This is a genomic window from Pseudomonas sp. NyZ201, assembly GCF_049860765.1.
GTDB lineage: Bacteria > Pseudomonadota > Gammaproteobacteria > Pseudomonadales > Pseudomonadaceae > Aquipseudomonas > Aquipseudomonas bharatica.
This window is the reverse complement of the sequence record NZ_CP187557.1, coordinates 389,397-414,804: the sequence shown is the minus strand read 5'-3', so window position 1 is coordinate 414,804 and position 25,408 is coordinate 389,397. Positions and strand designations below refer to the sequence as shown.

Below are 25,408 nucleotides of genomic sequence, written 5' to 3'. Positions count from 1 at the left end.
CACAGCTGCTACGCTGACGGGGCGGCAATCCGCCGATTTCGCGCATCATCCGGCTTTTGGCGGCGCCCCTGTCGTCTGCAACCGACCCACTCTTGTCCAGCAACGCCGCCCCCCGGCGGCTGCCGAAAAGCGCCGTTTTTCGCGTCGCTCACGGGCTGAACGGGGGTTTCGCCGGGCCGAATAATCCATAAACGACCTCACCGGCACTGGAAGCGACCCTGCCTGTACTGGTTACGACCCACCCTGTAGGCGTTTGTTTTTCGCTGGTAGATGATCGTTATCGACTCGATTGCACGGCACTCGTCCCGCTGTCGTCCGGCAGCCGGCCCGACCGATGCACCAATAAAGCATGGCGGTCCATGGGACATCCGACAAAAACACTCAGGAGTCCGTAAATGAAAGGTTCACCCTCGCTGTTACTGGCCGCGTTACTGAGCATTCCGGCGCTGGCCCAGGCCGTGGAGCCTGAACAATGTCACACGGTCAACTTTTCCGATGTCGGCTGGACCGACATCACCGTCACCACCGCGGTGACCAGCGCAGTCCTCGAATCCCTCGGCTACAAAACCCGCACCACCATGATCTCCGTCCCGGTGACCTACAAGTCGCTGGCCGACGGCAAGAACATGGACGTGTTCCTCGGCAACTGGATGCCGACCATGGAAAACGACATCAAGCAGTACCGCGATGCCGGCACCGTGGAAACCGTCCGCGCCAACCTGGAAAACGCCAAGTACACCCTCGCGGTGCCGCAGTCGCTCTATGACAAGGGCCTGCACGACTTCGCCGATATCGCCAAATTCAAGAAGGAACTGGACGGCAAGATCTACGGCATCGAGCCCGGCAACGACGGCAACCGCACCATCCAGAGCATGATCGACAAGAACGCCTTCGGCCTGAAGGACGCCGGCTTCAAGGTGGTGGAGTCGAGCGAGGCCGGCATGCTGGCCCAGGTCAGCCGGGCGGAAAAACGTGAAGGCAACATCGTGTTCCTCGGCTGGGAACCGCACCCGATGAATACCCGTTTCAAAATGAAGTACCTCACCGGTGGCGACGACTACTTCGGCCCCGATTTCGGCAAGGCCACCGTCCTCACCAACACCCGCAAGGGCTACGTGCAGGAATGCGCCAACGTCGGCCAGTTGCTGAAGAACCTGTCCTTCACCCTGGACATGGAAAGCACGCTGATGGGCAACGTGCTCGACGACAAGATGAAAGCCGACGCCGCGGCGAAAGCCTGGCTGAAGAAAAATCCTCAGGTGCTCGACACCTGGCTGGCCGGTGTTACCACCGTGGACGGCAAACCCGGCCTGGAAGCCGCCAAGGCCAAACTCACGCAGTAAGCACGTCCCCGCGACGGCCATGACCGGCGCGGGGAGTTTTCGAATCCTTGCAGGTGGACGCTCGCTATCATGCTGATCGATCAAAAAATACCCTTGGGCCAGCACATCGCGGCCTTCGTTGAATGGCTGACCCAACACGGGGCCAATTACTTCGATGCCTTTGCCGCGGCGCTGGAATGGATGATCCACGGCGTGACCGGGGCCCTGACCTGGTTCAATCCCTTCGTCCTGATCGGGCTGATCGCGGTGGGCGCGCACCTGATCCAGCGCAAGTGGGCACTGACTGCCTTCTGCGTCGCGTCCTTCCTGCTGATCCTCAACCTGGGGTACTGGCAGGAAACCATGGAAACCCTGGCCCAGGTGCTGTTCGCCACCCTGGTCTGCGTGGCCATCGGCGTACCGCTGGGCATCCTCGCCGCGCACAAGCCGATGTTCTACACCGCCATGCGCCCGGTCCTCGACCTGATGCAGACGGTCCCCACCTTCGTTTACCTGATCCCGACCCTGACCCTGTTCGGGCTGGGCGTGGTCCCCGGGCTGATCTCCACGGTGGTGTTCGCCATCGCCGCGCCGATCCGCCTCACCTACCTGGGCATCTGCGACGTGCCCCAGGAACTGCTCGACGCCGGCAAGGCCTTCGGCTGCTCGCGCCGGCAACTGCTGTCCCGTATCGAACTGCCCCATGCGATGCCAAGCATCGCGGCCGGTGTCACCCAGTGCATCATGCTGTCGTTGTCGATGGTGGTGATCGCCGCGCTGGTGGGTGCCGACGGCCTGGGCAAACCCGTGGTCAACGCACTGAACACCGCCGATATCGCCCTGGGCTTCGAAGCCGGGCTGGCGATCGTCCTGCTGGCAATCATGCTCGACCGTATCTGCAAACAACCCGATGTACAGGTAAGGGGTGAGGCATGAGCATCATTCGCTTCGAAGACGTAGACGTCATTTTCTCCAATCGACCGCGCGAGGCTCTCAGCCTGCTTGACCAGGGCCTTTCGCGGGAGCAGATCCTCAAGAAAACCGGGCTGGTGGTCGGCGTGGAAAAGGCCAACCTGGATATCAACAAGGGCGAGATCTGCGTGCTGATGGGCCTGTCCGGCTCGGGCAAGTCGAGCCTGCTGCGCTGCATCAACGGCCTCAACACCGTCAGCCGCGGCAAGCTGTTCGTCGAGCATGAAGGCTCGCATATCGATATCGCCCACTGCACCCCGGCAGAACTGAAGATGATGCGCACCAAGCGCATCGCCATGGTGTTCCAGAAGTTCGCCTTGATGCCCTGGCTGACGGTGCGCGAGAACATCAGCTTCGGCCTGGAAATGCAGGGCCGCCCGGAGAAGGAGCGGCGCAAGCTGGTAGACGAGAAGCTGGAGCTGGTGGGCCTGGCGCAGTGGCGCAACAAGAAGCCCGACGAGCTGTCCGGCGGCATGCAGCAGCGCGTCGGCCTGGCCCGTGCGCTGGCCATGGACGCCGACATCCTGCTGATGGACGAACCCTTCTCGGCCCTCGACCCGCTGATCCGCCAGGGCCTGCAGGACGAGTTGCTGGAATTGCAGACCAAACTGAGCAAGACCATCGTCTTCGTCAGCCACGACCTCGACGAAGCGCTGAAACTGGGCAGCCGCATCGCCATCATGAAAGACGGCAAGATCATCCAGTACAGCAAGCCGGAAGAGATCGTGCTCAACCCGGCCGACGACTACGTGCGCACCTTCGTCGCCCACACCAACCCGCTCAACGTGCTCTGCGGCCGCAGCCTGATGCGCAGCCTCGACCAGTGCAAGCGGGTCAACGGCTCGGTATGCATCGACCCGGGCGTCGATTCCTGGCTCGACCTCGCCGACGGCGTGATCAAGGGCGCGCGCCAGGGCGCCAACGGCCTCGACCTGCAGAACTGGGCGCCGGGGCAATCGGTGGAAGCGCTGGGGCGCAAACCGACCCTGGTGCACGCCAACATCGGCATGCGCGATGCCCTGCAGATTCGCTACCAGACCGGCAACAAGCTGGTGCTGCAGGATGACAACAAGGTGGTCGGTATCCTCGGCGACAGCGAGCTGTATCACGCGCTGCTGGGCAAGAACCACGGCTAAAAGAACGCTACGGACCCTGTGGGAGCGGGTTCACCCGCGATTGCAATGGTGAATCCACTACCGTAATCGCGGGTAAACCCGCTCCCACAGGGACCGCGTACATTTCCCCAATCTTGCCTATCCTCAATCGCGTGCCCCCACCCAGGACAACCCGCACGCGATGAACAAACCCACCACCCGGCGTCTCGACCTGCGCTTCCTGATGCTGGCCTTCGCCATCTTCTCGGCCCTCGCCACCCTCGCCAACAGCCTGGTAGTGGCCTACGGCGTGCAACGTGACGCGCTGATCCATGCCACCCTGGAAGCCAACCATGCCTATGCGGCAAAGGTTGCCTCCAGCATCGGCGCCTTCCTCGAGTCGGCCCATGCGCACCTTGGCTACAGCGCCCTGCAACTGGCCGAAGACTTCGACAACCCACGCCTGCTTCACGCCGAAGCCCGCCGCCTGCAAGCCCAGGACGAAGACTTCAATACCGTGGTCATCACCGATGCCGGCGGCAAGGTCCTGCATACCCATCCCGAGAACGTACTGGCCACCGGCAGCAACCTCGACTCCGAGGAGATCCGCCGCGCAGTGGAGCAGCACCGGCCGCTGATCAGCCACGCCTACGTCTCCGCTACCGGCAATCTCATGGTGTTCATCTCGCATCCGGTATTCGCCGCCGACGGCAGCTTCCTCGGCGTGGTCGGCGGCGCCGTGTACATCCGCAAGGACAACGCCCTGAGCACGGTGGTTTCGCAGCACTTCCACCACGACGGCACCTTCGCCTTCGTCGCCGACAAGCACCGCCGGCTGCTCCATCACCCCACCACCGAACGCATCGGCGAAGTGCTCAAGAGCAGCGCCACGGTGGATGCCGCGCTACGCGGCGAGAGCGGCAGCATGGCCGTGGACAACTACCTGGGCGTGCCGATGCTGGCGGGCTACGCACCGGTCGCCAACGCCGATTGGGCGGTAGTGGCCCAGCAGCCCCGGGCCATCGCACTGTCCACCCTTGGCAAGCTGATGCAGTCGATGTTCCTCGACCTGCTGCCGGCCAGCATCATCGGCCTGCTGCTGTTGTGGATCGGCGCGCGCTGGATCACCCGGCCACTGCAACAGTTGGCAGACAACGCTACCCATCTGTCGCAGCCGCAGACCATCGACGAACTGGGGCGGATCAAGGCCTGGTACAAGGAGCCGGCGGCCATTCGCCAGGCGCTGATCACCAGCGTGCAGCTACTGCACCGCAAGATCGGCCGGCTCAGCGAGGAGGCCCAGAGCGACCCGATGACCGGCCTGGCCAATCGCCGGGCCATGGATGGGGCACTGGACTTGCTGGACCAGTCCGGGCAGCCCTATGCGGCCCTGGCCCTGGATATCGATTTCTTCAAGCGAGTCAACGATACCTATGGTCACGACGCCGGCGACATCGCCTTGAAGCAGGTGGCCGCAATCATCGCCGGGCATTCCCGCTCCGGCGACCTGGCCTGCCGCGCGGGCGGCGAGGAGTTCGTGCTGTTGCTGCCGGAAACCAGCCTCGCCGAGGCCGGTACCATCGCCGAGCGCATCCGCGCCCAGGTCGAAGCCAGCGAAGTCCCTGGCGTCGGCTTTATCACCCTGTCCATCGGCGTTGCCTGTCGCAGCCCGAAAGCCGACAGCGCCGCCGAAGTGCTCAAGCAGGCCGACGACAATCTCTACCGGGCCAAGGAGAGCGGGCGCAACCGGGTGGTCAGCTAGCCAGCCCCGCCAGGGCCTGCCGTGCCACTTCGCGGCCCTGGCGCAATACATCCTCCTTCCATTGCGGCTCATCGACATAGAAGGCATCCCGCAGTTGCTGCTTGATCTCGCGCCGCTGCGCCGCGCCGGCCTGGGGATTGTTGTGCAGCCATTGCTCGGCGCGCAGGGCGTCGAGTACCTGCTCGCCGGGCAGGGTGCCGTACTCCAGGGTCAGCCCGGTGAACTCGGCGGGCGCGCATTCCTCCAGGGCGCTATAGACCATCAGCCCGGTCAGCGGCACCGAAACCGACTGGCCGTCCTGCGACGAGCGCACCGCATCGCCCCACCAGCGCCGCGCCCGTGCCAGCATCGGCGAGTCGCCCGGGCCGGAGTAGATCCGCTCGCCATAACCCTTGGGCCCCAGCCCGGTGTGGATATCCAGCCACACCAGGTGCGCGCAGGCACGACCATGGCGGCGCAGGATTTCGCGCAGGGTGCGGTTGCTCCAGGTAGGCGCGGTGCCGGTGTAGAACAGCCCATCCGGGTGACTGGATTGCCCGCCGGAAATGGCCTTCTGCAAATGCTTGCGCCCCCGCCTGGCCAGCTTCGACAGCAGGCGCAGGCGGTTGCCCAGCGACGGCGGCCACTGCCGGGGGATCATCACCGGGTGCAGCGCCGCGTAGTCCGGGTTGGGCGCGCAGGGCAGGCTGAAATCGCGGAAGTTGCGGTTCAGGTCGACGTTCTCGTGGGTCCAGCGGCGCAACCAGGAAAAGCCCCAGGGATTGGCCGCATGCACGAAGACCACGGCGCAACGCGCCTCGCCGGCCAGGCGCAGGAAGTCGCGGTCTCGCAGCAGATCGATCTGCACGGCGGAGCCGCAAAAGCCTTCGACCCCGTGGCAGCCGCTGGTTATCAGCAGTACATGTTCTGCATCGGCCGGGCCACTGCGGGCCACATCGACCGCCAGTTCCTCGCCGGCACTGCCGGGCAGCGGATGGGTATAGGACTCCACGGGCAGGTCGAGGGCGGCACAGGCCTGGAGGAAGGTTTGGCGTGCCTGGGCGTAGGTCTGGGAGAAACAGTCAGCGGAGGTCATCGCGGCTCCTGGGGCTTTTCGCGGGATGAGTCTGGCCCGCAGGCCGCCCGTGAAGGCCGGCCCGCAAGCGGGGAAATGGAATCGGGAAAGGCTGGGGATCAGTTCGGCTGCAACGCGGCCTCGATCCGGAGCTCGTTCGCCTGCAACTGCTCGCGGGTGCGTTGCGGCCGCACCAGCCAGAACGCCAGCGCCGTGGACGCGAGAATCGCCACGCCGATCAGCACCAGGGACAGCTCGAAGCCACGGGCAATATCGTCGCCCTGCCCCGCCACCATCTGCCCCACCAGCCAGGGCGCGAGCATGCCGGCGCTGGTCAGGCCGCCGATATGGATCGACAGCATCGAGCCGCGCCGGGCATCAGGGGCGATAAAGGCGACGATGGTGTTGGCAAAGGTCGGCAGCACGTTGATCAGCACCGCCCCGGTGGCATACAGCGCCAGGGTCGCGGGCAGATGGCCGTGGGCCTGGGTCAGGGCAACGAAGGCCAGCCCGGCGCCGAGGCAACACGCCAGCGGCAAGGCCACCATCGCCCGCTGCACCGAGGCGCCCCGGGCCAGCGCGCGCTGGGACAGGGCCGACACCAGCAGGTTGCAGAGGATCACGGCGAGGGTCACCGACATCACCGTGTAGCCCGACTGCATCGGCGCCATGCCCAAGCCCTTTTGCAGGTACAGCGGCACCCAGCTGTAGATCAGCGCATTGGGCAGGTAGCCGACGAAGCCGAGCAGGGTGATGCCAAGGAAGGTGCGGTTCAGCAGCAGCCGCCGATAACCGGGAAGCGGCCCGCTTGCCGGTTGCCGTGCGGCATCGGCATGGCTGCCTTCGCGCCCGAACGCCAGCCACAGCAGCATCCAGGCGAACCCCAGCACCGCCAGGCCGGCATAGGCCAGGCGCCAGCCGACCTGGGCGATCAGGAACGGCAGGCTGACCGCCGCGAAGATCGCGCCAAGCATGATCGACACCTGGATCAGCGATGCCGGCATTACCCGCTCGGTCGGGCCGAACCATTTGAAACAGGCATGCTGGGTCACCGCCGTACCCGGTCCGGTGCCGGCACCGAGCATCAGGCGGCTGATCACCAGGGCCATGAAGCTGCTGCTGACGCTGACCAGCAGCTGCGACACCATCCACACCAGTGACATGCCCACGAGGATCCAGCGGCTGGGAAAGCGGTTGGCCAGGAAGCCCACGGCTACGCCGGAAACCGAATAGAGAAAGAAGAACGCGCTGCCGATGAAGCCGAACTCGGCCGGGGTCAGCTTCAGTTCGTCGATGATCTGCGCGCCGGCGAAGGCGAAGATGCTTTTGTCCAGCACGCTGATGACCATCACGCTCATCAGCAGGACCAGCACCAGGTTACGTCGGGAGAACAGCATGCACGGGTTCCTCCATGGGTCAGGCGGGCAGGATGCCGCAGGCGCCGGGCGACGGATAATCATCTATCGGCATGCTTATCAGGGTTGGTTATCGAGGGGCGAGCGCAGGGTGCTCGGGTGCTTGAAGGCGTAGAGGATGTCATCGACCATCATCTGGGTTTCCCGGGTCATCAGTTCCGGCGGGCGGCACACCAGGGAAATGTCGGTGCCCGGCACCCGTTCGGCGATCGACAGCATGTCGAGGTTGCCCGAGACCACCGGCAGGTCGAACACCCGCCGCGACCAGGAACTGACGGCATCGGTGGTGGCCGCCAGCTCGGCGTAAAGCACCACCGAGGCGCACACCAGGATGCGCTGCGGCGGGGTCACCCCGCACTCCTCGAACATGCGCCCGGCCAGCGAGCTTTCCAGGGTATCGGGTAGCAGCCATTCCAGATCCAGCAGCTCGGCCAGCGACCTGGCCTTCGATAACGGATGCCCCTTGCGTACAGCCAGGGTGGTGGGCTGGGCATACAGCTCGTGCCACTCGAAGCCCTCGACACTGCGCGACGGCGGGTGCGACGTCAGGGCCAGGTCCAGCAGGCCCTCGCGCAGCCCTTCGAGGAGCTTGGCCGGACGCAGCTCATGGATCTGCAACTGCACCTTCGGGTAGCGCTTGCGGTAGCTGAGGATGCAGGCAGCGAATTGCTGGCTGGGCGTCACCGGCGACACGCCGATGGTCACCTGGCCGTCCATGGTGCCCTTGAGGGTCTCGATCTCGTCCCGGGCACGGCGCACTTCCTCCACCACCAGGCGCGCGCGGCGCACCAGGTGCTCGCCATAGGACGTGGCGGTAATACCGCGGTTGGAGCGCACCAGCAGCGGTACGCCGAGCTCCGACTCCAGTTCCTTGATGCTCTTGGACAGGGCCGGCTGGGAAATATGCAGCAGGCGCGAGGCCTCCTGGATGCTGCCACTTTCGCAAATGGCGACGATGGCACGCAGTTGATGCAACTTCATGGGCATTCACCAACAACGGAAAAAGGCGCCATACAACAGCGTTCGCGGCGCAAAGCCAAGCCCCGCCGCGATCACCGGTCGCCTTAGCGAATCCCTGTAGCGCGCAGCGCGTTCGGGGTGAAGTCCTTGCTCGACGCGTTCTGCGAAAAGTCGTAGCTGCCCTTCTTCTCCTCGTTCCGCAGCCCCGACACCGTGTAGCGCCCGCTGAGCACGTCGTAGTGGGTTTCGGCGGTCAGCCAGGGGAACTGCTGGTCATAGAAGAACCGCGCATGCCCTTCGGAAACCCGCCACAGGTTGCCACGGCCGTCATAGGCGTCCGCCTCGGCGATCTGCCAACTGTCCTCGTCGATATACAGGTCGCGCTTGCTGTAGATATGCCGGCTGCCGGGCTTGAGGGTGGCAACCACATGCCAGACCCGGTGCAGCTCGTAGCGGGTATGGTCGGGGTTCAGGTGGCCCGGGCGGATGATGTCGTCGTACTTGAGCTTCGGCGAGTCGAGGGCGTAGCTGTTGTAGGGAATGTAGATTTCCTTCTTGCCCACCAGTTGCCAGTCATAGCGGTCCGGCGCGCCGTTGAACATGTCGAAATCGTCGTAGGTGCGCATGCCTTCGGCGCCGGGGCTGTCGTAGCCGACCTGCGGGGCACGCCGCACGCGACGCTGGCCGGCGTTGTACATCCAGGCCATGCGCGGCTCGGCGACCTGGTCGAGGGTCTCCAGGACCAGCATCACGCTGCCCGCCCGGCGCGGCGGCGAAAGCACCTCCTGGCGGAAGTAGAACAGGATGTTCTGCATCTTCTGCGGGTCGTAGTCCGTCAGGCCGAAGGGGAAGGCGAATTGTTCCTTCATCATGCTGACGGTGTAGGCACCGTTGTCCTGCGGGTTCATCTGCGCGGTATTGCGCAGGATCGACACGCCGCGGTAGCGGGTGATGTGGTTCCAGATCACCTCCAGGCCGTTCTGCGGGATCGGGAACGGGATCGCCATGTTGAAGTCCTTCAAACCGTTGCCGCCCTCGGCCAGGGTGGTACGGGTGGCATTGGCGCGCACCGCCTCGAACACCTTCGGCGGCAAGGTGACGCTGCGGTGCGTGGTGTACACCGGGATGCGGTAGGTGTCGGGGAAGCGCTTGAGCATCGCCAACTGGCCCGGTGTCAGGCGCGCCTGGTACTGCGCGGCATTCTGCGCGGTGATAACGAACAGCGGTTTTTCATTGGCATAGGGGTCGGGGACAAAACCGCCGGCATCCACCGCGCCGGTGCTGGCGGGCAGGCCGCCGCTCCAGGCCGGGATGCTGCCGTCGGCATTGCCGGCCTTCTCGGCCCCGATGGGCGTGAGGTCCTTGCCCAGGCGCGCGGCATCCTGCTCGGACACTGCGGCCATCACCTGGCTGGCCAGCAGGCCCAGGGCCAGGCAACTGCTGCGGATCAACGCTTTGCGATTCATGCTGTGCTCCAGAAACAGGGGGCGTCAGAAGCTGACGCCGAGGCTGACGGCGAGGAAATCGCGGTCGGTATTGGTGTTGAAGTCGCCGCCGAAGTAGTCGGTGTAACTGACGCTCAGGTTGTAGCGGGTCAGGTACTCGGCATCGAGGCCGACGCTGACCGACTTGTCGCCTTCGTTGAAGGTCGGGCCGAAGCCCTCGACGTCATGGGCGAAGGACAGGTTCGGGCGCAGCACCACGCCACCGATCAGGTCGGCATATTCCAGACCGGCGCGCAGGCGGTAGCCCCAGGAGTTGGCGGTGTAGAAGCCCTTGCTGGTGCATTGGTCGGGGTTGACCGGGTTGGCCGTGTGCGTGCACAGGGCATTGCCGGAGATCCCGCCGAGCAGCGGCGCCGTGCCGGCATTGGCCAGTTGGCCATTGCCGTAGACGCTGCTGCGGCCGAAACGCAGGTCGGAACCATCGGTGGGGCCGAGATCGGCGATATGGCTGTAGCCGATCTCGCCGACCAGGGTCAGGCGGTCGGCGCCGATGAAGGTCAACTGGTCGATGGTGCGGGTGAAGGTCACCTGGGCCTGGGTGAACGGCTTGCGCACATAGCCGTTGATCTGCGAACCATAGGCGGAACTGGCGAAGCCGCTTTCGAAGATCGGCAGGCCGGCGTTGACCAGCGGGTTGGTGGCCGCTGCGCCGAGGGTCGCGGCCGCCGATACGTCGCTGGCGTTGAGCGACATCGGCATGTTCGGCCGGTAGCTGATTTCCCCGGCCACCGCCGTGGCGCCCAGCGTGGTGCTGAAGCTCAGGCCGTAAAGGCGGATGTCTTCCGGGTATTCCAGGTAATAGCGCGCAGTGCTGGCACCGCCGCGCCCGGCCAGCCCGCCTACCGGATCGGCCAGCGCACCGCGCCCGACGGTCCAGGTGCTGGTCGGGGTGCGGCTGTGGTAGTTCATGGCGTAGAAGCCGAACTCGGTGTCGTTCAGCTCCGGCACCATCCAGCGCAGGGCCACGCCGAACTGACCACCATCGCGCGCATCCTTGTCGGACAGGCGCGGCACGTAGCCGTAGCCGCCGAGCACACCCGTCCCATCGATATCGCGATCGAAGTCGCTGCCATTGATCGCCATGTTGATATCGCAGCCCTTGGCCGCCACATCGCTGCTGAAGAAGGTGCCGCAGTTGTCGGCGACGCTCTTCTCCCACTTCAACTGATAGAAGGCCTCGATCGACAGGCCATCGGTCAGGCCCTGGTTGAAATACAGCATGCTCACCGGAATCAGCGCTTCCTTGACCTCGGAGCCCGGGCGGCGCAGCGCCGAGACGTCCACCGGATTGATGCTGTTGATGCCGTTCTGGATGAACGTGCTTTCGCCCCAACTCACCACCTGGCGGCCGGCCCGGGCCGTGCCGGGCAGGTCGCCGATGCTGTAGTTGTGGTAGACGAAGGCATCCAGCAACTGCACGCCCGAGGACTTGGCAGCGTTGTCGGTGTGGCTGTCGTCGATATCGTACAGCGGGCGGTGTTCGTCCTTGAGCTCGAAGTCGTACCAGTACTTGCCGCGCAGGAACACGCCGCTGTCGCCGTACTTGAGTTCCAGGTCGTGGATGCCCTTGAAGATCTTCGAGAAGGTTTCGCCCTTCTTGAAATTCAGCCGGCCGTCGTCCGAGGTCTGGGTGGAAGCGCTGCCGCCGTTGCGGCTGCCGATGAAGGCGCGGTCTGGATTGGCCATGGCCCAACTGGCGCCGATGGACAGGGTCGAATCGAAACGACCCTCGATTTCCCCGATGTTGAACGTGGCGGCCTGGGCGCTTGCGGCGCCGAGTGCCAGGCTGACGGCCAAGGGCACTGCACGGGGCCGGATGCCGGCGATGGTGTCTGTTGTTCTTTTCATGGTGCTCTGCGCCTTGAACTGCTGTTCATGTGAAAGCCATCCTCCGGACGCCGCACTGCCTGGCGCCGGGCGGGATGCATGGTAAGCAGCGAGTCACACCCGCGACCTCTGAAAAAAAGTGATGCCCATAGCCAAATGCGCGGGTGATCCGGCATCGATAACCGCAGGCTATGGGGATGCAGAGGATTCAGTACGGAGCAGCGCAGGGCCTGGCCTAGAGTCGGCAGGTTCGTTCCCCATCGAGATTTCCCCATGAAGATTGCCCTGACCGGCGACAGCATCCTGCAGCGCCGCCTGCACAGCCATGCCGACCAGACCCTGAGCCCGCTGTTCGACCTGATCCGCGCGGCCGACGTCAGCTTCACCAATCTGGAAGTGCTGCCCAACGACTTCGCCGGCGACCCGGCGCTGGAAAGCGGCGGCTCGCATTTCGGTGCGCCGGCCTGGGTGTTGGACGAACTGGTCGAGGGCGGCTTCGACCTGTTTTCCACCGCCAACAACCACAGCCTCGACTACGGCATCAGTGGGCTGCACGCGGCCCACGAGCAGTTGCACAAGCGCGAGTTGCTGTTCGCCGGGACCGGGCGCAACCTCGAAGAGGCGCGACGCCCGGTGTACTGCACCAGGCCAGCCGGCACCGTGGCCTTGCTGGCGTGCAGTTCCACCTACGGTAAGGGCCAGGAAGCCAGCGACCAGAGCCGCGACATGCCCGGGCGACCAGGCCTCAACCCGCTGGGCTACGAAACCCTGCACGAGGTGAGCACCGAGCAGATGGAACAGGTGCGCCGGCTGGTCGCCGACCTGGGCCTGGACAAGCTCTACCAGGGCGCGGTGGACCTGGGTTTTGCCCATCCCCTGCCGGATCCGTCGCTGCAGGTCTTCGGCCCGTTCACCCCGCTGCTGTTCCGCGAAGGCGCACGAACCCGCCTGCGTACCCTGGCGCGGAAAAAGGATGTGGACGGCATCCTGCGCTGGGTCGAGGAAGCGCGGCTGACCTCGGATATCGTCATGGTCAGCCTGCACGCCCATGAGCTGGGCTACAACGAACAAGGCGAATGGGACCTGGAAACCCCGGCGGAATTCATCCAGCCGGTGGCGCGCCGGCTGATCGATGCCGGCGTGGACATCGTGGTCGGGCACGGCCCGCATCTGCTGCGAGGCATGGAGCTGTACCAGGGCAAGCCGATCTTCTACAGCCTGGGCAATTTCATCGGGCAGAACGAGCTGGTGGAGCGCTTGCCGGTGGACAGTTATGACCAGTTCCGGGTGGATCGGCAGCAGACGCCGTCGAAGGTGTTTCTCCAGCGCACGCGGAATGACAGCCGGAGTTTTCCGTCGGATGCGCGGTTCTGGGAGACGGTGGTGCCGGTGTGTACGTTCGAGGGGCGGACGCTGACCGGGATCGAGTTGCATCCGGTGAGCCTGGGGCTCGGCGAGGCGATCCACCGCCGGGGACGGCCGCGGCTGGCGCAGGGGGAGCAGGCGCGGGGGATCCTGGAGCGGTTTGCGGCGCTGTCCCGTGGCTATGAAACCCGCCTGGAGATTCAGGGAGACATCGCTCGAGTACAAATCTAAAGAGCGCCGCAGACCCTGTGGGAGCGGGTTTACCCGCGATTGCGATAGTGAATTCACTGACGCAATCGCGGGTAAACCCGCTCCCACAGGGTCTGCGGCGCGGCTGAAAAAAGGCCCTGTCATTACGACAGGGCCTTCCTTGTTCAGCTATACACCCGCCCCAACAACTGCCGGTGGCTCTCGAACTGATCCAGCACATCCCGGGTGATCTGGTCCGGGGTGAAGCCCATCAGGTCGTATTCCTGGCTGCCGTTGTGCAGGTAGACCTCGGCGCGGTAGAAGCGCTGGCGCACTTCGCTTTCACCTTCCACCGGCGCCTCGCTCGGCGCGGCCAGGTAGCCGTCCAGGCTGACTTCATAGACGAACGGATTGCCTTCTTCCATCTCGATGCGCAGGCCCATGGCCGAGCGCGATTGACCGAGGCGGGTCTGCACGTCCAGGCCCATGGCCTTGAGCTGCTCGGCGGCTTCCCTGAGCGCCGGGCTGACCTGCTTGTCCATGAAGCGCTGGACGATCGACTGGGTCGGTTGCAGGTCCAGCTGGGTCAGGCGCTCGCTGAAACCACGACGACCGCGGGCGGCCAGCTCGGCCTGCTCCTGCTCGATCTGGCTGTCCTGCTTCATCGCCTTGTACAGACCGACCATGAACACCACCAGCACCACCGAGAACGGCAGGCCCGCCAGCACCACCATGGTCTGCATGGCTTCGAAGTTGCCGGCGAACAGCAGGCCGATGGTGACCAGGGTGATGATCGCGGACCACAGGATGCGCAACCAGTGCGGTGCGTCTTCATCGACGCTGCCGCCTTTGCACGAGAGGTTGGCCATCATCACCGCGCCCGAGTCGGCCGGGGTGAGGAACAGCACGAAGCCGACGAAGACTGCCACGCCCACGACGATCTTCGCCGCCGGGAAGTGCTCCAGCAGTTGGTAGATCGACATCGACGGCTGTTCCAGAGCCGTGCGGCCGAGTTCCACGGCGCCCTGGTTGATTACCAGGTCCAGCGCGGTGTTACCGAAGATCGACAGCCAGGCCAGGGTGAAGCCCAGCGGAATCAGGAGCACGCCGGCGACCAGCTCGCTGACGGTGCGGCCGCGGGAAATCCGCGCGATGAACATGCCGACGAACGGGCCCCAGGAGATCCACCAGGCCCAATAGAACACGGTCCACAGGCCCAGCCAGCGCTCGGACTTGGCGCCGTCGCCTTCGTAGACATAGAGGTCGAAGGTCTTGAGGACCACGCCGTTGAGGTAGTCACCGATGTTCTGCACGAAGCCGTTGAGCAGGTGCAGGGTCGGGCCGTTGAGCAGAACGAACAGCAGCAGGCCGCTGAACAGGATGATGTTCAGGTTGGACAGGCGGCGAATGCCGTTTTCCACACCGGATACCGCGGCGATGGTGGCCACGGTGCTCATCACCAGGATCACGATCAGCAGGTTGGTGTTGTTGTGCTCCATGCCGAACAGGTATTCCAGCCCGGAGGACACCTGCATCGAACCGATACCGAGGTTGGTCACCAGGCCCAGCAGGGTCACGAACATGCCGAAGATGTCCACCGTGTGGCCGGCGGCACCCTTGACCCAGCGCTCGCCCAGCAGCGGGTAAAGCGCCGAGCGCAGGGCCAGCGGCTGGTTGTGGCGGTAGGCGAAGTAAGCCACGGCCAGGCCGACCAGGGCGTAGATCGCCCAGCCATGCAGGCCCCAGTGCAGGAAGGTCAGCTGCAGGCCTTCGCGGGCCGATTGCAGGCTGGCCGGCGCGCCTTCAGGCGGATTGAAGTAATGGTCCAGCGGTTCGGAGGCGCCGAAGTACAGCAGCGAGATACCGATGCCCGAGGAAAACAGCATGCCGGCCCAGGCGCCGTAGCTGAAGTCCGGCTTGTCGTCCTTGCCGCCGAGCTTGAGCTTGCCGTAGCGGGAAAAGGCGATGGCGATGACGAACAGCAGGTAACCGCCGATCACCAGCATGTAGTACCAGCCAAAGCTGCGCGACAACCAGGCCTGGGCCTGGCCGAGCACGCTACCGGCGGTTTCCGGGGCAGCGATAAGCAAGGCGGTCAAGCAAAGGATCAGCAGCGTCGAGGTGAAAAACACCACGCTGTTGACCCGGACCCTCTCGGCGGGGGTCTTGATCAGGGAGGCAGAACTCATTGCACGGATGCTCCAAGGCGGTGCGTAGGAAAAAGGGACAACGACCCGTCACCCGGGCAATTGGTGCAATAGCCCCATCGCCGCAGGTGTTATAAAAGCACCTTGAAAAACCGTGATCCCAATACGAATGCGCTGGAAACCCGCTGCAAAACCCCGGCTCGAGGGTTGTGCCTCCTGGCTTGCACGGCCTGGGGCGAAGCGGTCCAACGGTGCGTCTGTGCGCGTGAAACACCTTGTTTTGCGGGGGTACACGTCTTTTCGGGGGTGCCAATTCGCGACTTCTGACCGGCCCTAAACCCTGTCAATGGTACGAATTGTCGCAGAGCTTATTCTTTGTTGATTGAACGTTCAATCAAAACAAAATAGACTGGCCTTCGCCGAGTCAGCCGCCTGTCGTCTGCTCGCAGGCCTGAGGAGATTTGCCAGATGCCCAAGGTCGGTATGCAACCCATTCGCCGCCAGCAGTTGATCGATGCCACGTTGACGGCTATCGACCAGGCCGGCATGGGTGATGCCAGCATTGCGCTGATCGCCCGTTTGGCCGGTGTGTCGAATGGCATCATCAGTCACTACTTTCGGGACAAGAACGGCCTGATCGCAGCGACCATGCAGCACTTGATGACGGTATTGAGCGAGGGCGTCGCCGCCCGTCGCCAGGCACTTACGGACAACAGCCCGCGCGCCCACCTGCAGGTGATCATCGAAGGCAACTTCGACGCCAGCCAGGTCAACGGCCCGGCAATGAAAACCTGGCTGGCCTTCTGGGCCACCAGCATGCACCAGCCGTCCTTGCACAGGTTGCAGCGGATCAACGATCACCGCCTGTATTCCAACCTGTGCTGCCAGTTCCGCCGGGTTCTGCCGCTGCCCGAAGCACGCAGCGCGGCCCGCGGCCTGGCAGCCTTGATCGACGGTTTGTGGCTGCGCGGGGCGCTGTCGGGAGACAGCTTCGATACCCACCAGGCGCAGCAGATCGCTTACGAATACATGGATCTACAACTGGCGAAACAGACGAGCCCGGACACCCAGAACCAGGCCTCTGAAACCCCGCGCACAGCGCCCCGCACGAAATCGGGAGCTATCGCCGGCTAGCCAAATCACATTGCACTTGCGAGGACACTATGGCCCGTTTCGAAACGCAAAAACTCTACATTGACGGTGGTTATGTCGACGCTGGCAGCGATGCCACCTTCGAAGCCATCAACCCGGCCAACGGCGAAGTCCTCGCCCACGTGCAACGCGCCACCCAGGCCGACGTCGAGCGCGCCGTGGAAAGCGCCGAGCGCGGCCAGAAAGTCTGGGCCGCGATGACCGCCATGCAGCGTTCGCGCATCCTGCGCCGCGCCGTCGACATCCTGCGCGAGCGCAACGACGAGCTGGCCGCCCTGGAAACCCTGGACACCGGCAAGTCCTACTCGGAAACCCGCTACGTCGACATCGTCACCGGCGCCGACGTGCTGGAGTACTACGCTGGCCTGATCCCGGCCATCGAAGGCGAGCAGATTCCGCTGCGCGACTCCTCGTTCGTCTACACCCGCCGCGAGCCGCTGGGCGTCACCGTCGGTATCGGCGCGTGGAACTACCCGATCCAGATCGCCCTGTGGAAATCCGCCCCGGCCCTGGCCGCCGGCAACGCGATGATCTTCAAGCCGAGCGAAGTCACCTCGCTGACCACTCTGAAACTGGCCGAAATCTACACCGAAGCCGGCCTGCCGGACGGCGTATTCAACGTCCTGACCGGCAGCGGCCGCGAAGTCGGCACCTGGCTGACCGAGCACCCGCGCATCGAGAAGGTTTCCTTCACCGGCGGCACCACCACCGGCAAGAAGGTCATGGCCAGCGCCTCCAGCTCGTCGCTGAAGGAAGTGACCATGGAACTGGGCGGCAAGTCGCCGCTGATCATCTGCGACGACGCCGACCTCGACCGTGCCGCCGACATCGCGATGATGGCCAACTTCTACAGCTCCGGTCAGGTCTGCACCAACGGCACCCGCGTATTCGTTCCAGCATCGATGAAGGCCGCTTTCGAAGCGAAGATCGTCGAACGCGTCGCGCGCATCCGCGTTGGCAACCCGCAAGACGAAAACACCAACTTCGGCCCGCTGGTCAGCTTCCCGCACATGGAAAGCGTCCTGTCGTACATCGCCAAGGGCAAGGAAGAAGGTGCCCGCGTCCTGTGCGGCGGCGAGCGCCTGACCGAGGGTGAGTTCGCCAAGGGCGCATTCGTTGCGCCGACCGTATTCACCGACTGCCGCGACGACATGACCATCGTCAAGGAAGAGATCTTCGGCCCGGTGATGAGCATCCTCAGCTACGAAACCGAAGAAGAAGTGATCCGCCGCGCCAACGACACCGAATACGGCCTGGCCGCCGGCGTCTGCACCAACGACATCAGCCGCGCGCACCGCATCATCCACCAGCTGGAAGCCGGTATCTGCTGGATCAACGCCTGGGGCGAATCGCCGGCGGAAATGCCGGTCGGTGGCTACAAGCAATCCGGCGTCGGTCGCGAAAACGGTGTCAGCTCGCTGGCCCAGTACACCCGCATCAAGTCGGTCCAGGTCGAGCTGGGCAACTACAACTCGGTCTTCTAAGCCGAGCTTCGTAGCCGCGCCCGGTCCCTGCCGACCGGGCGCCTCCCCGCTTTCCCACCCGCTTGCTCAAGAGGGAACAGAACATGTCCGCCCATATTTTCGACTACATCATCGTCGGTGCCGGCTCGGCCGGTAACACCCTGGCCGCGCGCCTGACCGAAGACCCGGGCGTTACCGTCCTGCTGCTGGAAGCCGGCGGCCCGGACTACCGCGCCGACTTCCGTACGCAGATGCCCGCCGCCCTGGCCTTCCCGCTGCAGGGCCGCCGCTACAACTGGGCCTACGAGACCGATCCGGAGCCGCACATGAACGGCCGCCGCATGGAATGCGGTCGCGGCAAGGGCCTCGGTGGCTCCTCGCTGATCAACGGCATGTGCTACATCCGTGGCAACGCCATGGACTTCGATGGCTGGGCAAAACTGCCAGGCCTGGAAGACTGGACCTACCTCGACTGCCTGCCGTATTTCCGCAAGGCGGAAACCCGTGACATCGGCCCCAACGACTACCACGGCGGCGACGGTCCGGTCAGCGTGGCAACGCCGAAAGCCGGCAACAACCCGCTGTTCCACGCCATGGTCGAAGCCGGCGTGCAGGCTGGTTACCCGCGCACCGAAGACCTCAACGGCTATCAACAGGAAGGCTTCGGTCCGATGGACCGCAGCGTCACCAAGAACGGCCGCCGCTCCAGCACTGCCCGCGGCTACCTGGACCCTGCCAAGAAGCGCCCGACCCTGACCATCGTCACCCACGCCCTGACCGACCGCGTGCTGTTCGAAGGCAAGCGCGCCGTGGGCGTGACCTACCTGGTCGGCTCCAGCGAAGAACGCGTGGAAGCCCGCGCGCGCAAGGAAGTCATCGTCTGCAGCGGCGCCATCGCTTCGCCGCAACTGCTGCAACGTTCCGGTGTAGGCCCGCGCGAACTGCTGGAGAGCCTGGACATCCCGGTAGTGCACGAACTGCCGGGCGTCGGCGAAAACCTCCAGGACCACCTGGAGCTGTACCTGCAATACGCCTGCACCCAGCCGGTGTCGCTGTACCCGTCGCTGCTGTGGTGGAACCAGCCGGCCATCGGTGCCGAATGGCTGTTCAACGGCACCGGTATCGGCGCCAGCAACCAGTTCGAGGCTGGCGGCTTCATCCGTACCCGTCCGGAATTCGAATGGCCGAACATCCAGTACCACTTCCTGCCGGTCGCGATTAACTACAACGGCTCCAATGGCGTGAAGGAGCATGGCTTCCAGGCGCACATGGGCTCGATGCGTTCGCCGAGCCGCGGCCGCATCAAGCTGAAATCCCGCGACCCGCGCCAGCACCCGAGCATCCTGTTCAACTACATGGCCACCGAGCAGGACTGGCAGGAGTTCCGGGACGGCATCCGCCTGACCCGCGAAATCATGGCCCAGCCGGCGCTGGACGCCTACCGCGGCCGCGAGATCAGCCCGGGTGAGCACGTGCAGACGGACGAAGAGCTGGACAAGTTCATCCGCGAGCACGCCGAAACCGCGTTCCACCCGTCCTGCTCGTGCAAGATGGGCGAGGATGACATGGCGGTGGTCGATGGCCAGGGCCGGGTGCACGGCATGGAAGGCCTGCGGGTGGTCGATGCGTCGATCATGCCGATCATCATCACCGGCAACCTCAACGCGACCACGATCATGATCGCTGAGAAAATCGCCGACAAGATCCGCAATCGCCAGCCGCTGCCGCGCAGTACCGCCAAGTACTATGTGGCGAACGGCGCGCCGGTCAAAGGCAAGGCCTTGCGCGAAGTGAAGCAGGCCTAATCGCACTCTCGGGCTTCACTGGCCACTGTGGGAGCGGGTTCACCCGCGATGACGTCGGTGAATTCACCACCGCAATCGCGGGTGAACCCGCTCCCACAGGGTCGGTGGTGAACCCGATACCAGGCAATACCCGAAGGCACCTTCAACGGTGCCTTTTGTACATCTGCGGAAACGCTTTACAGCCCGCCAATTCATCAGGTTAGAATCGGTTGGCACGCGACCTGCTTATCAAGCCAGGTCCTCTTTTTCCCGCGATGTCCCCCGGAGTACTGCCTTTGGATGCGAGCACCATCAACAGCCTGTTCCTTATCGGCGCATTGCTGGTGGGTGCAAGTATTCTGGTCAGCTCCCTGTCCTCACGCCTGGGCATCCCGATCCTCGTCATCATCCTCGCGGTCGGCATGGTCGCCGGGGTCGATGGCGGCGGCATCATCTTCAACAACTATCCGGTCGCCTACCTGGTCGGCAACCTCGCCCTCGCCGTGATCCTGCTCGACGGCGGCCTGCGCACGCGGGTCGCGAGTTTCCGCGTGGCGCTGTGGCCGGCGCTGTCGCTGGCGACGGTGGGCGTGCTCATCACCACGGGCCTGACCGGCATGGCCGCCGCCTGGCTGTTCGACCTGAACCTGATGCAGGGCCTGCTGATCGGCGCCATCGTCGGCTCCACCGACGCCGCCGCAGTGTTCTCCTTGCTCGGCGGCAAGGGCTTGAACGAGCGGGTCACCGCCAGCCTGGAAATCGAATCCGGCAGCAACGACCCGATGGCGGTGTTCCTCACCGTGACCCTGATCGACATGATCGCCAGCGGCCAGACCGGCCTGCACTGGAGCCTGCTGTGGCACCTGGTGCGCGAGTTCGGCATCGGCGGCGTGCTCGGCCTCGGCGGCGGCTGGCTGATGCTGCAACTGGTCAACCGCATGAACCTGGCCGGGGGGCTCTATCCAATCCTGGTGATCGCCGGTGGCCTGGTGGTTTTCGCCCTGACCAACGCCCTGCACGGCAGCGGCTTCCTCGCCGTCTACCTGTTCGGCCTGGTGCTGGGCAACCGCCCGATCCGCAGCCGCCACGGCATCCTGCACATGCTCGACGGCATGGCCTGGCTGGCGCAGATCGGCATGTTCCTGGTCCTCGGCCTGCTGGTCACCCCGCACGACCTGCTGCCGATCGCCCTGCCGGCCCTGGCCCTGGCGCTGTGGATGATCCTGATCGCCCGGCCGCTGTCGGTGGTTGCCGGCCTGCTGCCGTTCAAGGCCTTCCATGGCCGGGAAAAGGCCTTTATCTCCTGGGTCGGCCTGCGCGGTGCGGTACCGATCATTCTCGCCGTGTTCCCGCTGATGGCCGGCCTGCCCCAGGCCCAGCTGTACTTCAACCTGGCGTTCTTCATCGTGCTGGTCTCGCTGCTGGTGCAGGGCACCAGCCTGCCGTGGGTCGCGCGCCTGCTTAAAGTGACCGTGCCACCGGATCCGGCGCCGATCTCCCGTTCCGCCCTGGAAGTCCACATCACCAGCGAGTGGGAGCTGTTCGTCTACCGCCTCGGCGCGGAGAAGTGGTGCATCGGTGCCGCCCTGCGCGAGCTGAAGATGCCGGAAGGCACCCGGATCGCCGCACTGTTCCGCGGCCAGCAACTGCTCCATCCGTCGGGTAGTACGGTGCTGGAAGTCGGCGACTTGCTCTGCGTGATCGGCCACGAACACGACCTGCCGGCCCTCGGCAAGCTGTTCAGCCAGGCGCCGCAACGCGGCCTGGACCTGCGTTTCTTCGGCGACTTCGTGCTCGAAGGCGACGCAGAACTGGGGGCCGTGGCCGCATTGTACGGCCTGCAGCTCGACGGCCAGGACCCGCATATGCCGCTGGCACGCTTCATCCAGCAGAAGGTTGGCGGTGCACCGGTGATCGGTGACCAGATCGAGTGGAACAACACCACCTGGACCGTTGCCCTCATGGACGGGAACAAGATCCAGAAAGTGGGGATCAAATTCCCCGAAGGAAGCCGCCCCGGCCCGGGTCTGTTCCTCTAAACTCCAATTTCCAGTCCGGCTGTACGAATTTTCTGCCTATGTCACTGCGCACTGTTATCGGCGCGGCCCTTCTCGGGCTGTGCCTGTCGTTCACCTCCGCCTTTGCCGCGGAGCCACCCAGCACCGAGAGCGTCCAGCAAAGCCTGGACAAGATCGCCGACCGCAAGCTGCCGGAAGCCGATCAGAAGGCGCTGCAACAGGTGCTGGAGCAGACCCTCGCCTTCCTCGCCAGCCGCGACGACTACAGCAAGCGCCTGGCCGCACTCAAGCAACAGCTCGCCGACGCGCCCAGGCTGACCACCGAGAGCCAGCGCGAACTGGCCCGCCTGTCCGCCACCAAGCCAGTGCCGGTAGCCCAGCGCTATGCCAACCAGACGGTGCCGCAACTTGAGCAACTGCTCTCCGAGCGCACCACCGAGCAGGGCGAGCTGCAGAAGTCACTGTCCGAAGCCAACAGCCTGATCATCAACTCCCAGACCCGGCCCGAGCGCGCCCAGTCCGAGATCAGCCTCAACCAGACCCGCAGCCAGCAGATCAACAGCACCCTCAAGCAGGGCAAGGACGGCGGCAAGAACCTGTCGGCCGACCAGCGCAACCAGCTCAACGCCGAACTGGCCTCGCTCAACGCCCTGACCCTGCTGCGCCGCCAGGAACTGGCCGGCAACAGCCTGCTGCAAGACCTCGGCAACGCCCAGCATGACCTGCTGATGGAGCGCGCCGCGCGCCTGGAGCAGGAAATCCAGGACCTGCAGACCCTCATCAATGAAAAGCGCCTGGCCCAGTCGCAGAAGACGGTCACCGAACAGTCCCTCGAAGCGCAAAAGGCCGGCGGCAGCACCCTGCTCGCCACGGAAAGCGCGACCAACCTCAAGCTCTCCGACTACCTGCTGCGCAGCACCGACCGTCTCAACGAAGTCACCCAGCAGAACCTCAAGGCCAAGCAGCAACTGGACAGCCTGACCCAGGCCGACCAGGCCCTGGACGAGCAGATCAACGTGCTCAAGGGCAGCCTGCTGCTGTCGAAGATCCTCTACAAGCAGAAGCAGGCGCTGCCGCACCTCAAGCTCGACCGCGACCTGGCCGACCAGATCGCCGACATCCGCCTGTACCAGTTCGAGGTCAACCAGCAGCGCGAGCAGATCAGCAGCCCGAGCCAGTACGTCGATAAGCTTCTGGAAAACCAGACCGCCGACCAGGTCACCCCGGAACTGCGCAAGGCCCTGCTGGAAGTGGCGATCACCCGGGTCGACCTGCTGGAGCGCCTGAACCGCGAGCTGAGCGCGGTGCTCAACGAGTCCATTACCCTGCAACTGAACCAGAAGCAGTTGGTCAGCACCGCCCTGAACCTGCGCGCCACCCTCGACGAACAGATGTTCTGGATCCCCAGCAACAAACCGCTGGACGTCGAATGGCTGCGTACCCTGCCCGAGCGCTTCCAGAAACAGGTCACCAGCCTGCCCTGGGGCTCGGGCATCGCCGAACTGGCCGACGGCCTGCTGGAACGGCCGTTGCTGTTCCTGCCGCTGCTGCTGATGATCGGCGGCCTGCTGTGGCGCCGTAACTACCTCTACGAACAACTGCGCAAGGTCCATGGCGATGTCGGCCACTTCAAGCGCGACAGCCAGTGGCACACGCCCCAGGCGATCCTGATCAACATCCTCCTGGCCCTGCCGCTGGCCCTGCTCCTGGCCCTGTGCAGCTACGCCCTGCAGATCGATGCGCGGGGCCAGAATGCCAATCTCGGCGCTGCGCTGTGGGAAATCGCCCAGGCCTGGCTGGTGTTCTACACCGCGTACCGGGTCCTGGCCCCGGGCGGGGTGGCCGAGCTGCATTTCCGCTGGCAGAAACCCCAGGTCGAATTCCTCCGGCGCTGGATCCGTCGCCTGGGCGCGGTGGTGCTGGCACTGGTCGGCGTGGTCGCGGTGGCCGAACACCAGCCATCGGCGCTGGCCGACGACGTGCTCGGCATCGGCGTGGTGCTGACCTGCTACGCCCTGATGGCCTGGCTGCTCAGCCGCCTGCTGCTGAGCAGCCCGACCCATCGCAACACCTCGCTGTTCCGCAAGGCCGTGGGCGTGGCCTTCACCGCCCTGCCCATCGCCCTGTTCGTCGCCGTGTGCTTCGGCTACTACTACACCGCGCTGAAACTCACCGACCGGCTGATCGACACCCTCTACCTGCTGATGTTCTGGCTGGTGATCGAGGCCACCTTCGTCCGCGGCCTGTCCGTGGCGGCGCGGCGCCTGGCCTACCAGCGCGCCCTGGCCAAGCGCCAGGCGGCCAAGGAAGGGCTGGACGGCGAAGTGCCGGTGGAAGAGCCGACCCTGGACATCGAGCAGGTCAACCAGCAGTCCCTGCGCCTGATCCGCCTGGCCTTGCTCGGTGGCTTCCTGGTCGCCCTGTACTGGGTCTGGTCCGACCTGATCAGCGTGTTCTCCTACCTCAACAACTTCACCCTGTACGAATACACCAGCGGCACCGGTGCCACCGCGAGCATGGTGCCGATCAGCCTCGGCGACCTGCTCGGCGCGCTGGTCATCGTCGGTATCACCCTGGCCCTGGCGCGCAACCTGCCGGGCCTGCTGGAAGTGCTGGTGCTGTCGAAACTGGACCTGGCCCAGGGCAGCGCCTACGCCACCACCACCCTGCTCTCCTACGTGATCGTCGGCGTCGGCTTCGTTTCCACGCTGTCGACGCTCGGGGTCAGCTGGGACAAGCTGCAATGGCTGGTGGCGGCGCTGTCGGTAGGCCTGGGCTTCGGCATGCAGGAAATCTTCGCCAACTTCATCTCCGGCATCATGATCCTGTTCGAGCGCCCGGTGCGTATCGGCGACACCATCACCATCGGCAACCTGTCCGGCACGGTGAGCAAGATCCGCATCCGCGCCACCACCATCACCGACTTCGACCGCAAGGACATCATCGTCCCGAACAAGACCTTCATCACCGGCCAGTTGATCAACTGGTCGCTGACCGACACGGTCACCCGGGTTACGCTCAAGCTCGGCATCGACTACGGCTCGGACCTCGACCTGGTGCGCGACCTGCTGCTCAAGGGGGCCCGGGAAAACCCGCGGGTGCTCAAGGACCCGGAGCCGATCGTGTACTTCCTGAATTTCGGCGAAAGCTCGCTGGACCACGAACTGCGCATGCACGTGCGCGACCTTGGCGACCGCAACCCGACGCTGGACGAACTGAACCGCTATATCAACCGCGAGTTCAAAGCCCACAACATCAAGATTTCCGTGCGCCAGGTGGAGGTGTTCCTGATGGACACCTCGGGCAACAAGAAACAGCTGATCCCGATGGAGCAGCCGGTCGAGCAGCCAAAACCCGACGATACGTCCAAGCCGTAAAG

The 25,408-nt window shown here is 64.7% G+C and carries 16 protein-coding genes; 10 read left to right on the top strand and 6 right to left on the bottom strand.

The window, feature by feature from the left end; genetic code table 11:
• Positions 1–395 precede the first annotated feature (395 nt).
• The 4 genes from ACPFMA_RS01835 to ACPFMA_RS01820 all read left to right on the top strand — a co-directional run bounded on the left by ACPFMA_RS01835 (position 396) and on the right by ACPFMA_RS01820 (position 5,150).
• Entirely contained in the window at positions 396–1,343 is a 948-nt protein-coding gene (locus ACPFMA_RS01835; RefSeq protein WP_009396909.1) for a choline ABC transporter substrate-binding protein, read from the top strand.
• A 66-nt stretch (positions 1,344–1,409) separates the two neighbouring features.
• Complete coding sequence (choW, locus tag ACPFMA_RS01830) at positions 1,410–2,258, top strand: choline ABC transporter permease subunit (protein WP_170395228.1); 849 nt, start codon at positions 1,410–1,412, stop codon at positions 2,256–2,258.
• Complete coding sequence (gene choV / locus ACPFMA_RS01825) at positions 2,255–3,430, top strand: choline ABC transporter ATP-binding protein (RefSeq protein WP_009396907.1); 1,176 nt, start codon at positions 2,255–2,257, stop codon at positions 3,428–3,430. The genes choW and choV overlap by 4 nt, the downstream gene beginning before the upstream one ends.
• A 160-nt stretch (positions 3,431–3,590) precedes the next feature.
• Positions 3,591–5,150, top strand: a complete 1,560-nt coding sequence (locus ACPFMA_RS01820; protein WP_425929578.1) for a diguanylate cyclase — start codon at positions 3,591–3,593, stop codon at positions 5,148–5,150.
• Here ACPFMA_RS01820 and ACPFMA_RS01815 read toward each other — a convergent pair.
• The 5 genes from ACPFMA_RS01815 to ACPFMA_RS01795 form a co-directional block, all read right to left on the bottom strand.
• The gene (locus tag ACPFMA_RS01815) at positions 5,143–6,225 is read right to left on the bottom strand and encodes a M14 family metallopeptidase (protein ID WP_425929577.1); all 1,083 of its coding nucleotides are present in this window, start codon (positions 6,223–6,225) and stop codon (positions 5,143–5,145) included. The genes ACPFMA_RS01820 and ACPFMA_RS01815 overlap by 8 nt on opposite strands.
• A gap of 98 nt (positions 6,226–6,323) precedes the next feature.
• On the bottom strand, positions 6,324–7,601 hold the full coding sequence (locus tag ACPFMA_RS01810; RefSeq protein WP_279899097.1) for an MFS transporter: 1,278 nt from the start codon (positions 7,599–7,601) through the stop codon (positions 6,324–6,326).
• A gap of 78 nt (positions 7,602–7,679) precedes the next feature.
• Positions 7,680–8,600 (bottom strand): LysR substrate-binding domain-containing protein, encoded by a 921-nt coding sequence (locus tag ACPFMA_RS01805; RefSeq protein ID WP_009396902.1) that lies wholly within the window; start codon positions 8,598–8,600, stop codon positions 7,680–7,682.
• A gap of 83 nt (positions 8,601–8,683) precedes the next feature.
• Positions 8,684–10,045 carry a DUF1329 domain-containing protein gene (locus ACPFMA_RS01800; protein ID WP_064301215.1) on the bottom strand — a complete coding sequence of 454 codons (1,362 nt, stop codon included), beginning with the start codon at positions 10,043–10,045 and terminating at the stop codon, positions 8,684–8,686.
• Between the two features lie 24 nt (positions 10,046–10,069).
• The gene (locus tag ACPFMA_RS01795) at positions 10,070–11,932 is read right to left on the bottom strand and encodes a DUF1302 domain-containing protein (protein ID WP_425929576.1); all 1,863 of its coding nucleotides are present in this window, start codon (positions 11,930–11,932) and stop codon (positions 10,070–10,072) included.
• 252 nt (positions 11,933–12,184) lie between these two features.
• Between ACPFMA_RS01795 and ACPFMA_RS01790 the strand changes: the two genes are divergently transcribed.
• Entirely contained in the window at positions 12,185–13,507 is a 1,323-nt protein-coding gene (locus ACPFMA_RS01790; RefSeq protein WP_420057861.1) for a CapA family protein, read from the top strand.
• 143 nt (positions 13,508–13,650) lie between these two features.
• On the opposite strand, the gene ACPFMA_RS01785 is transcribed toward ACPFMA_RS01790, so the two are convergent.
• Entirely contained in the window at positions 13,651–15,597 is a 1,947-nt protein-coding gene (locus tag ACPFMA_RS01785; protein ID WP_425930566.1) for a BCCT family transporter, read from the bottom strand.
• 483 nt (positions 15,598–16,080) lie between these two features.
• Between ACPFMA_RS01785 and betI the strand changes: the two genes are divergently transcribed.
• The 5 genes from betI to mscK all read left to right on the top strand — a co-directional run bounded on the left by betI (position 16,081) and on the right by mscK (position 25,406).
• The gene (gene betI / locus ACPFMA_RS01780) at positions 16,081–16,746 is read left to right on the top strand and encodes a transcriptional regulator BetI (RefSeq protein WP_009396897.1); all 666 of its coding nucleotides are present in this window, start codon (positions 16,081–16,083) and stop codon (positions 16,744–16,746) included.
• A gap of 29 nt (positions 16,747–16,775) precedes the next feature.
• Positions 16,776–18,248: a betaine-aldehyde dehydrogenase gene (gene betB / locus ACPFMA_RS01775; protein WP_425929575.1), complete on the top strand. Its 1,473-nt coding sequence runs from the start codon at positions 16,776–16,778 to the stop codon at positions 18,246–18,248.
• An 83-nt stretch (positions 18,249–18,331) separates the two neighbouring features.
• A complete protein-coding gene (gene betA / locus ACPFMA_RS01770; protein WP_064301209.1) occupies positions 18,332–20,032 on the top strand; it encodes a choline dehydrogenase in 1,701 nt (566 codons plus the stop codon).
• A gap of 275 nt (positions 20,033–20,307) precedes the next feature.
• Positions 20,308–22,050: a potassium/proton antiporter gene (locus ACPFMA_RS01765; RefSeq protein WP_009396890.1), complete on the top strand. Its 1,743-nt coding sequence runs from the start codon at positions 20,308–20,310 to the stop codon at positions 22,048–22,050.
• A 38-nt stretch (positions 22,051–22,088) separates the two neighbouring features.
• Positions 22,089–25,406, top strand: a complete 3,318-nt coding sequence (gene mscK, locus ACPFMA_RS01760; RefSeq protein ID WP_009396888.1) for a mechanosensitive channel MscK — start codon at positions 22,089–22,091, stop codon at positions 25,404–25,406.
• Positions 25,407–25,408: the final 2 nt, after the last annotated feature.

What these genes read in the sequence shown, in the direction of transcription:
- ACPFMA_RS01835 (WP_009396909.1), top strand. Translation starts at nt 396, where the DNA reads ATGAAAGGTTCACCCTCGCTGTTACTGGCCGCGTTACTGAGCATTCCG.
- choV (WP_009396907.1), top strand. Translation starts at nt 2,255, where the DNA reads ATGAGCATCATTCGCTTCGAAGACGTAGACGTCATTTTCTCCAATCGA.
- ACPFMA_RS01820 (WP_425929578.1), top strand. Translation starts at nt 3,591, where the DNA reads ATGAACAAACCCACCACCCGGCGTCTCGACCTGCGCTTCCTGATGCTG.
- ACPFMA_RS01815 (WP_425929577.1), bottom strand. Translation starts at nt 6,225, where the DNA reads ATGACCTCCGCTGACTGTTTCTCCCAGACCTACGCCCAGGCACGCCAA.
- ACPFMA_RS01810 (WP_279899097.1), bottom strand. Translation starts at nt 7,601, where the DNA reads ATGCTGTTCTCCCGACGTAACCTGGTGCTGGTCCTGCTGATGAGCGTG.
- ACPFMA_RS01805 (WP_009396902.1), bottom strand. Translation starts at nt 8,600, where the DNA reads ATGAAGTTGCATCAACTGCGTGCCATCGTCGCCATTTGCGAAAGTGGC.
- ACPFMA_RS01800 (WP_064301215.1), bottom strand. Translation starts at nt 10,045, where the DNA reads ATGAATCGCAAAGCGTTGATCCGCAGCAGTTGCCTGGCCCTGGGCCTG.
- ACPFMA_RS01795 (WP_425929576.1), bottom strand. Translation starts at nt 11,932, where the DNA reads ATGAAAAGAACAACAGACACCATCGCCGGCATCCGGCCCCGTGCAGTG.
- ACPFMA_RS01790 (WP_420057861.1), top strand. Translation starts at nt 12,185, where the DNA reads ATGAAGATTGCCCTGACCGGCGACAGCATCCTGCAGCGCCGCCTGCAC.
- betI (WP_009396897.1), top strand. Translation starts at nt 16,081, where the DNA reads ATGCCCAAGGTCGGTATGCAACCCATTCGCCGCCAGCAGTTGATCGAT.
- betB (WP_425929575.1), top strand. Translation starts at nt 16,776, where the DNA reads ATGGCCCGTTTCGAAACGCAAAAACTCTACATTGACGGTGGTTATGTC.
- betA (WP_064301209.1), top strand. Translation starts at nt 18,332, where the DNA reads ATGTCCGCCCATATTTTCGACTACATCATCGTCGGTGCCGGCTCGGCC.
- mscK (WP_009396888.1), top strand. Translation starts at nt 22,089, where the DNA reads ATGTCACTGCGCACTGTTATCGGCGCGGCCCTTCTCGGGCTGTGCCTG.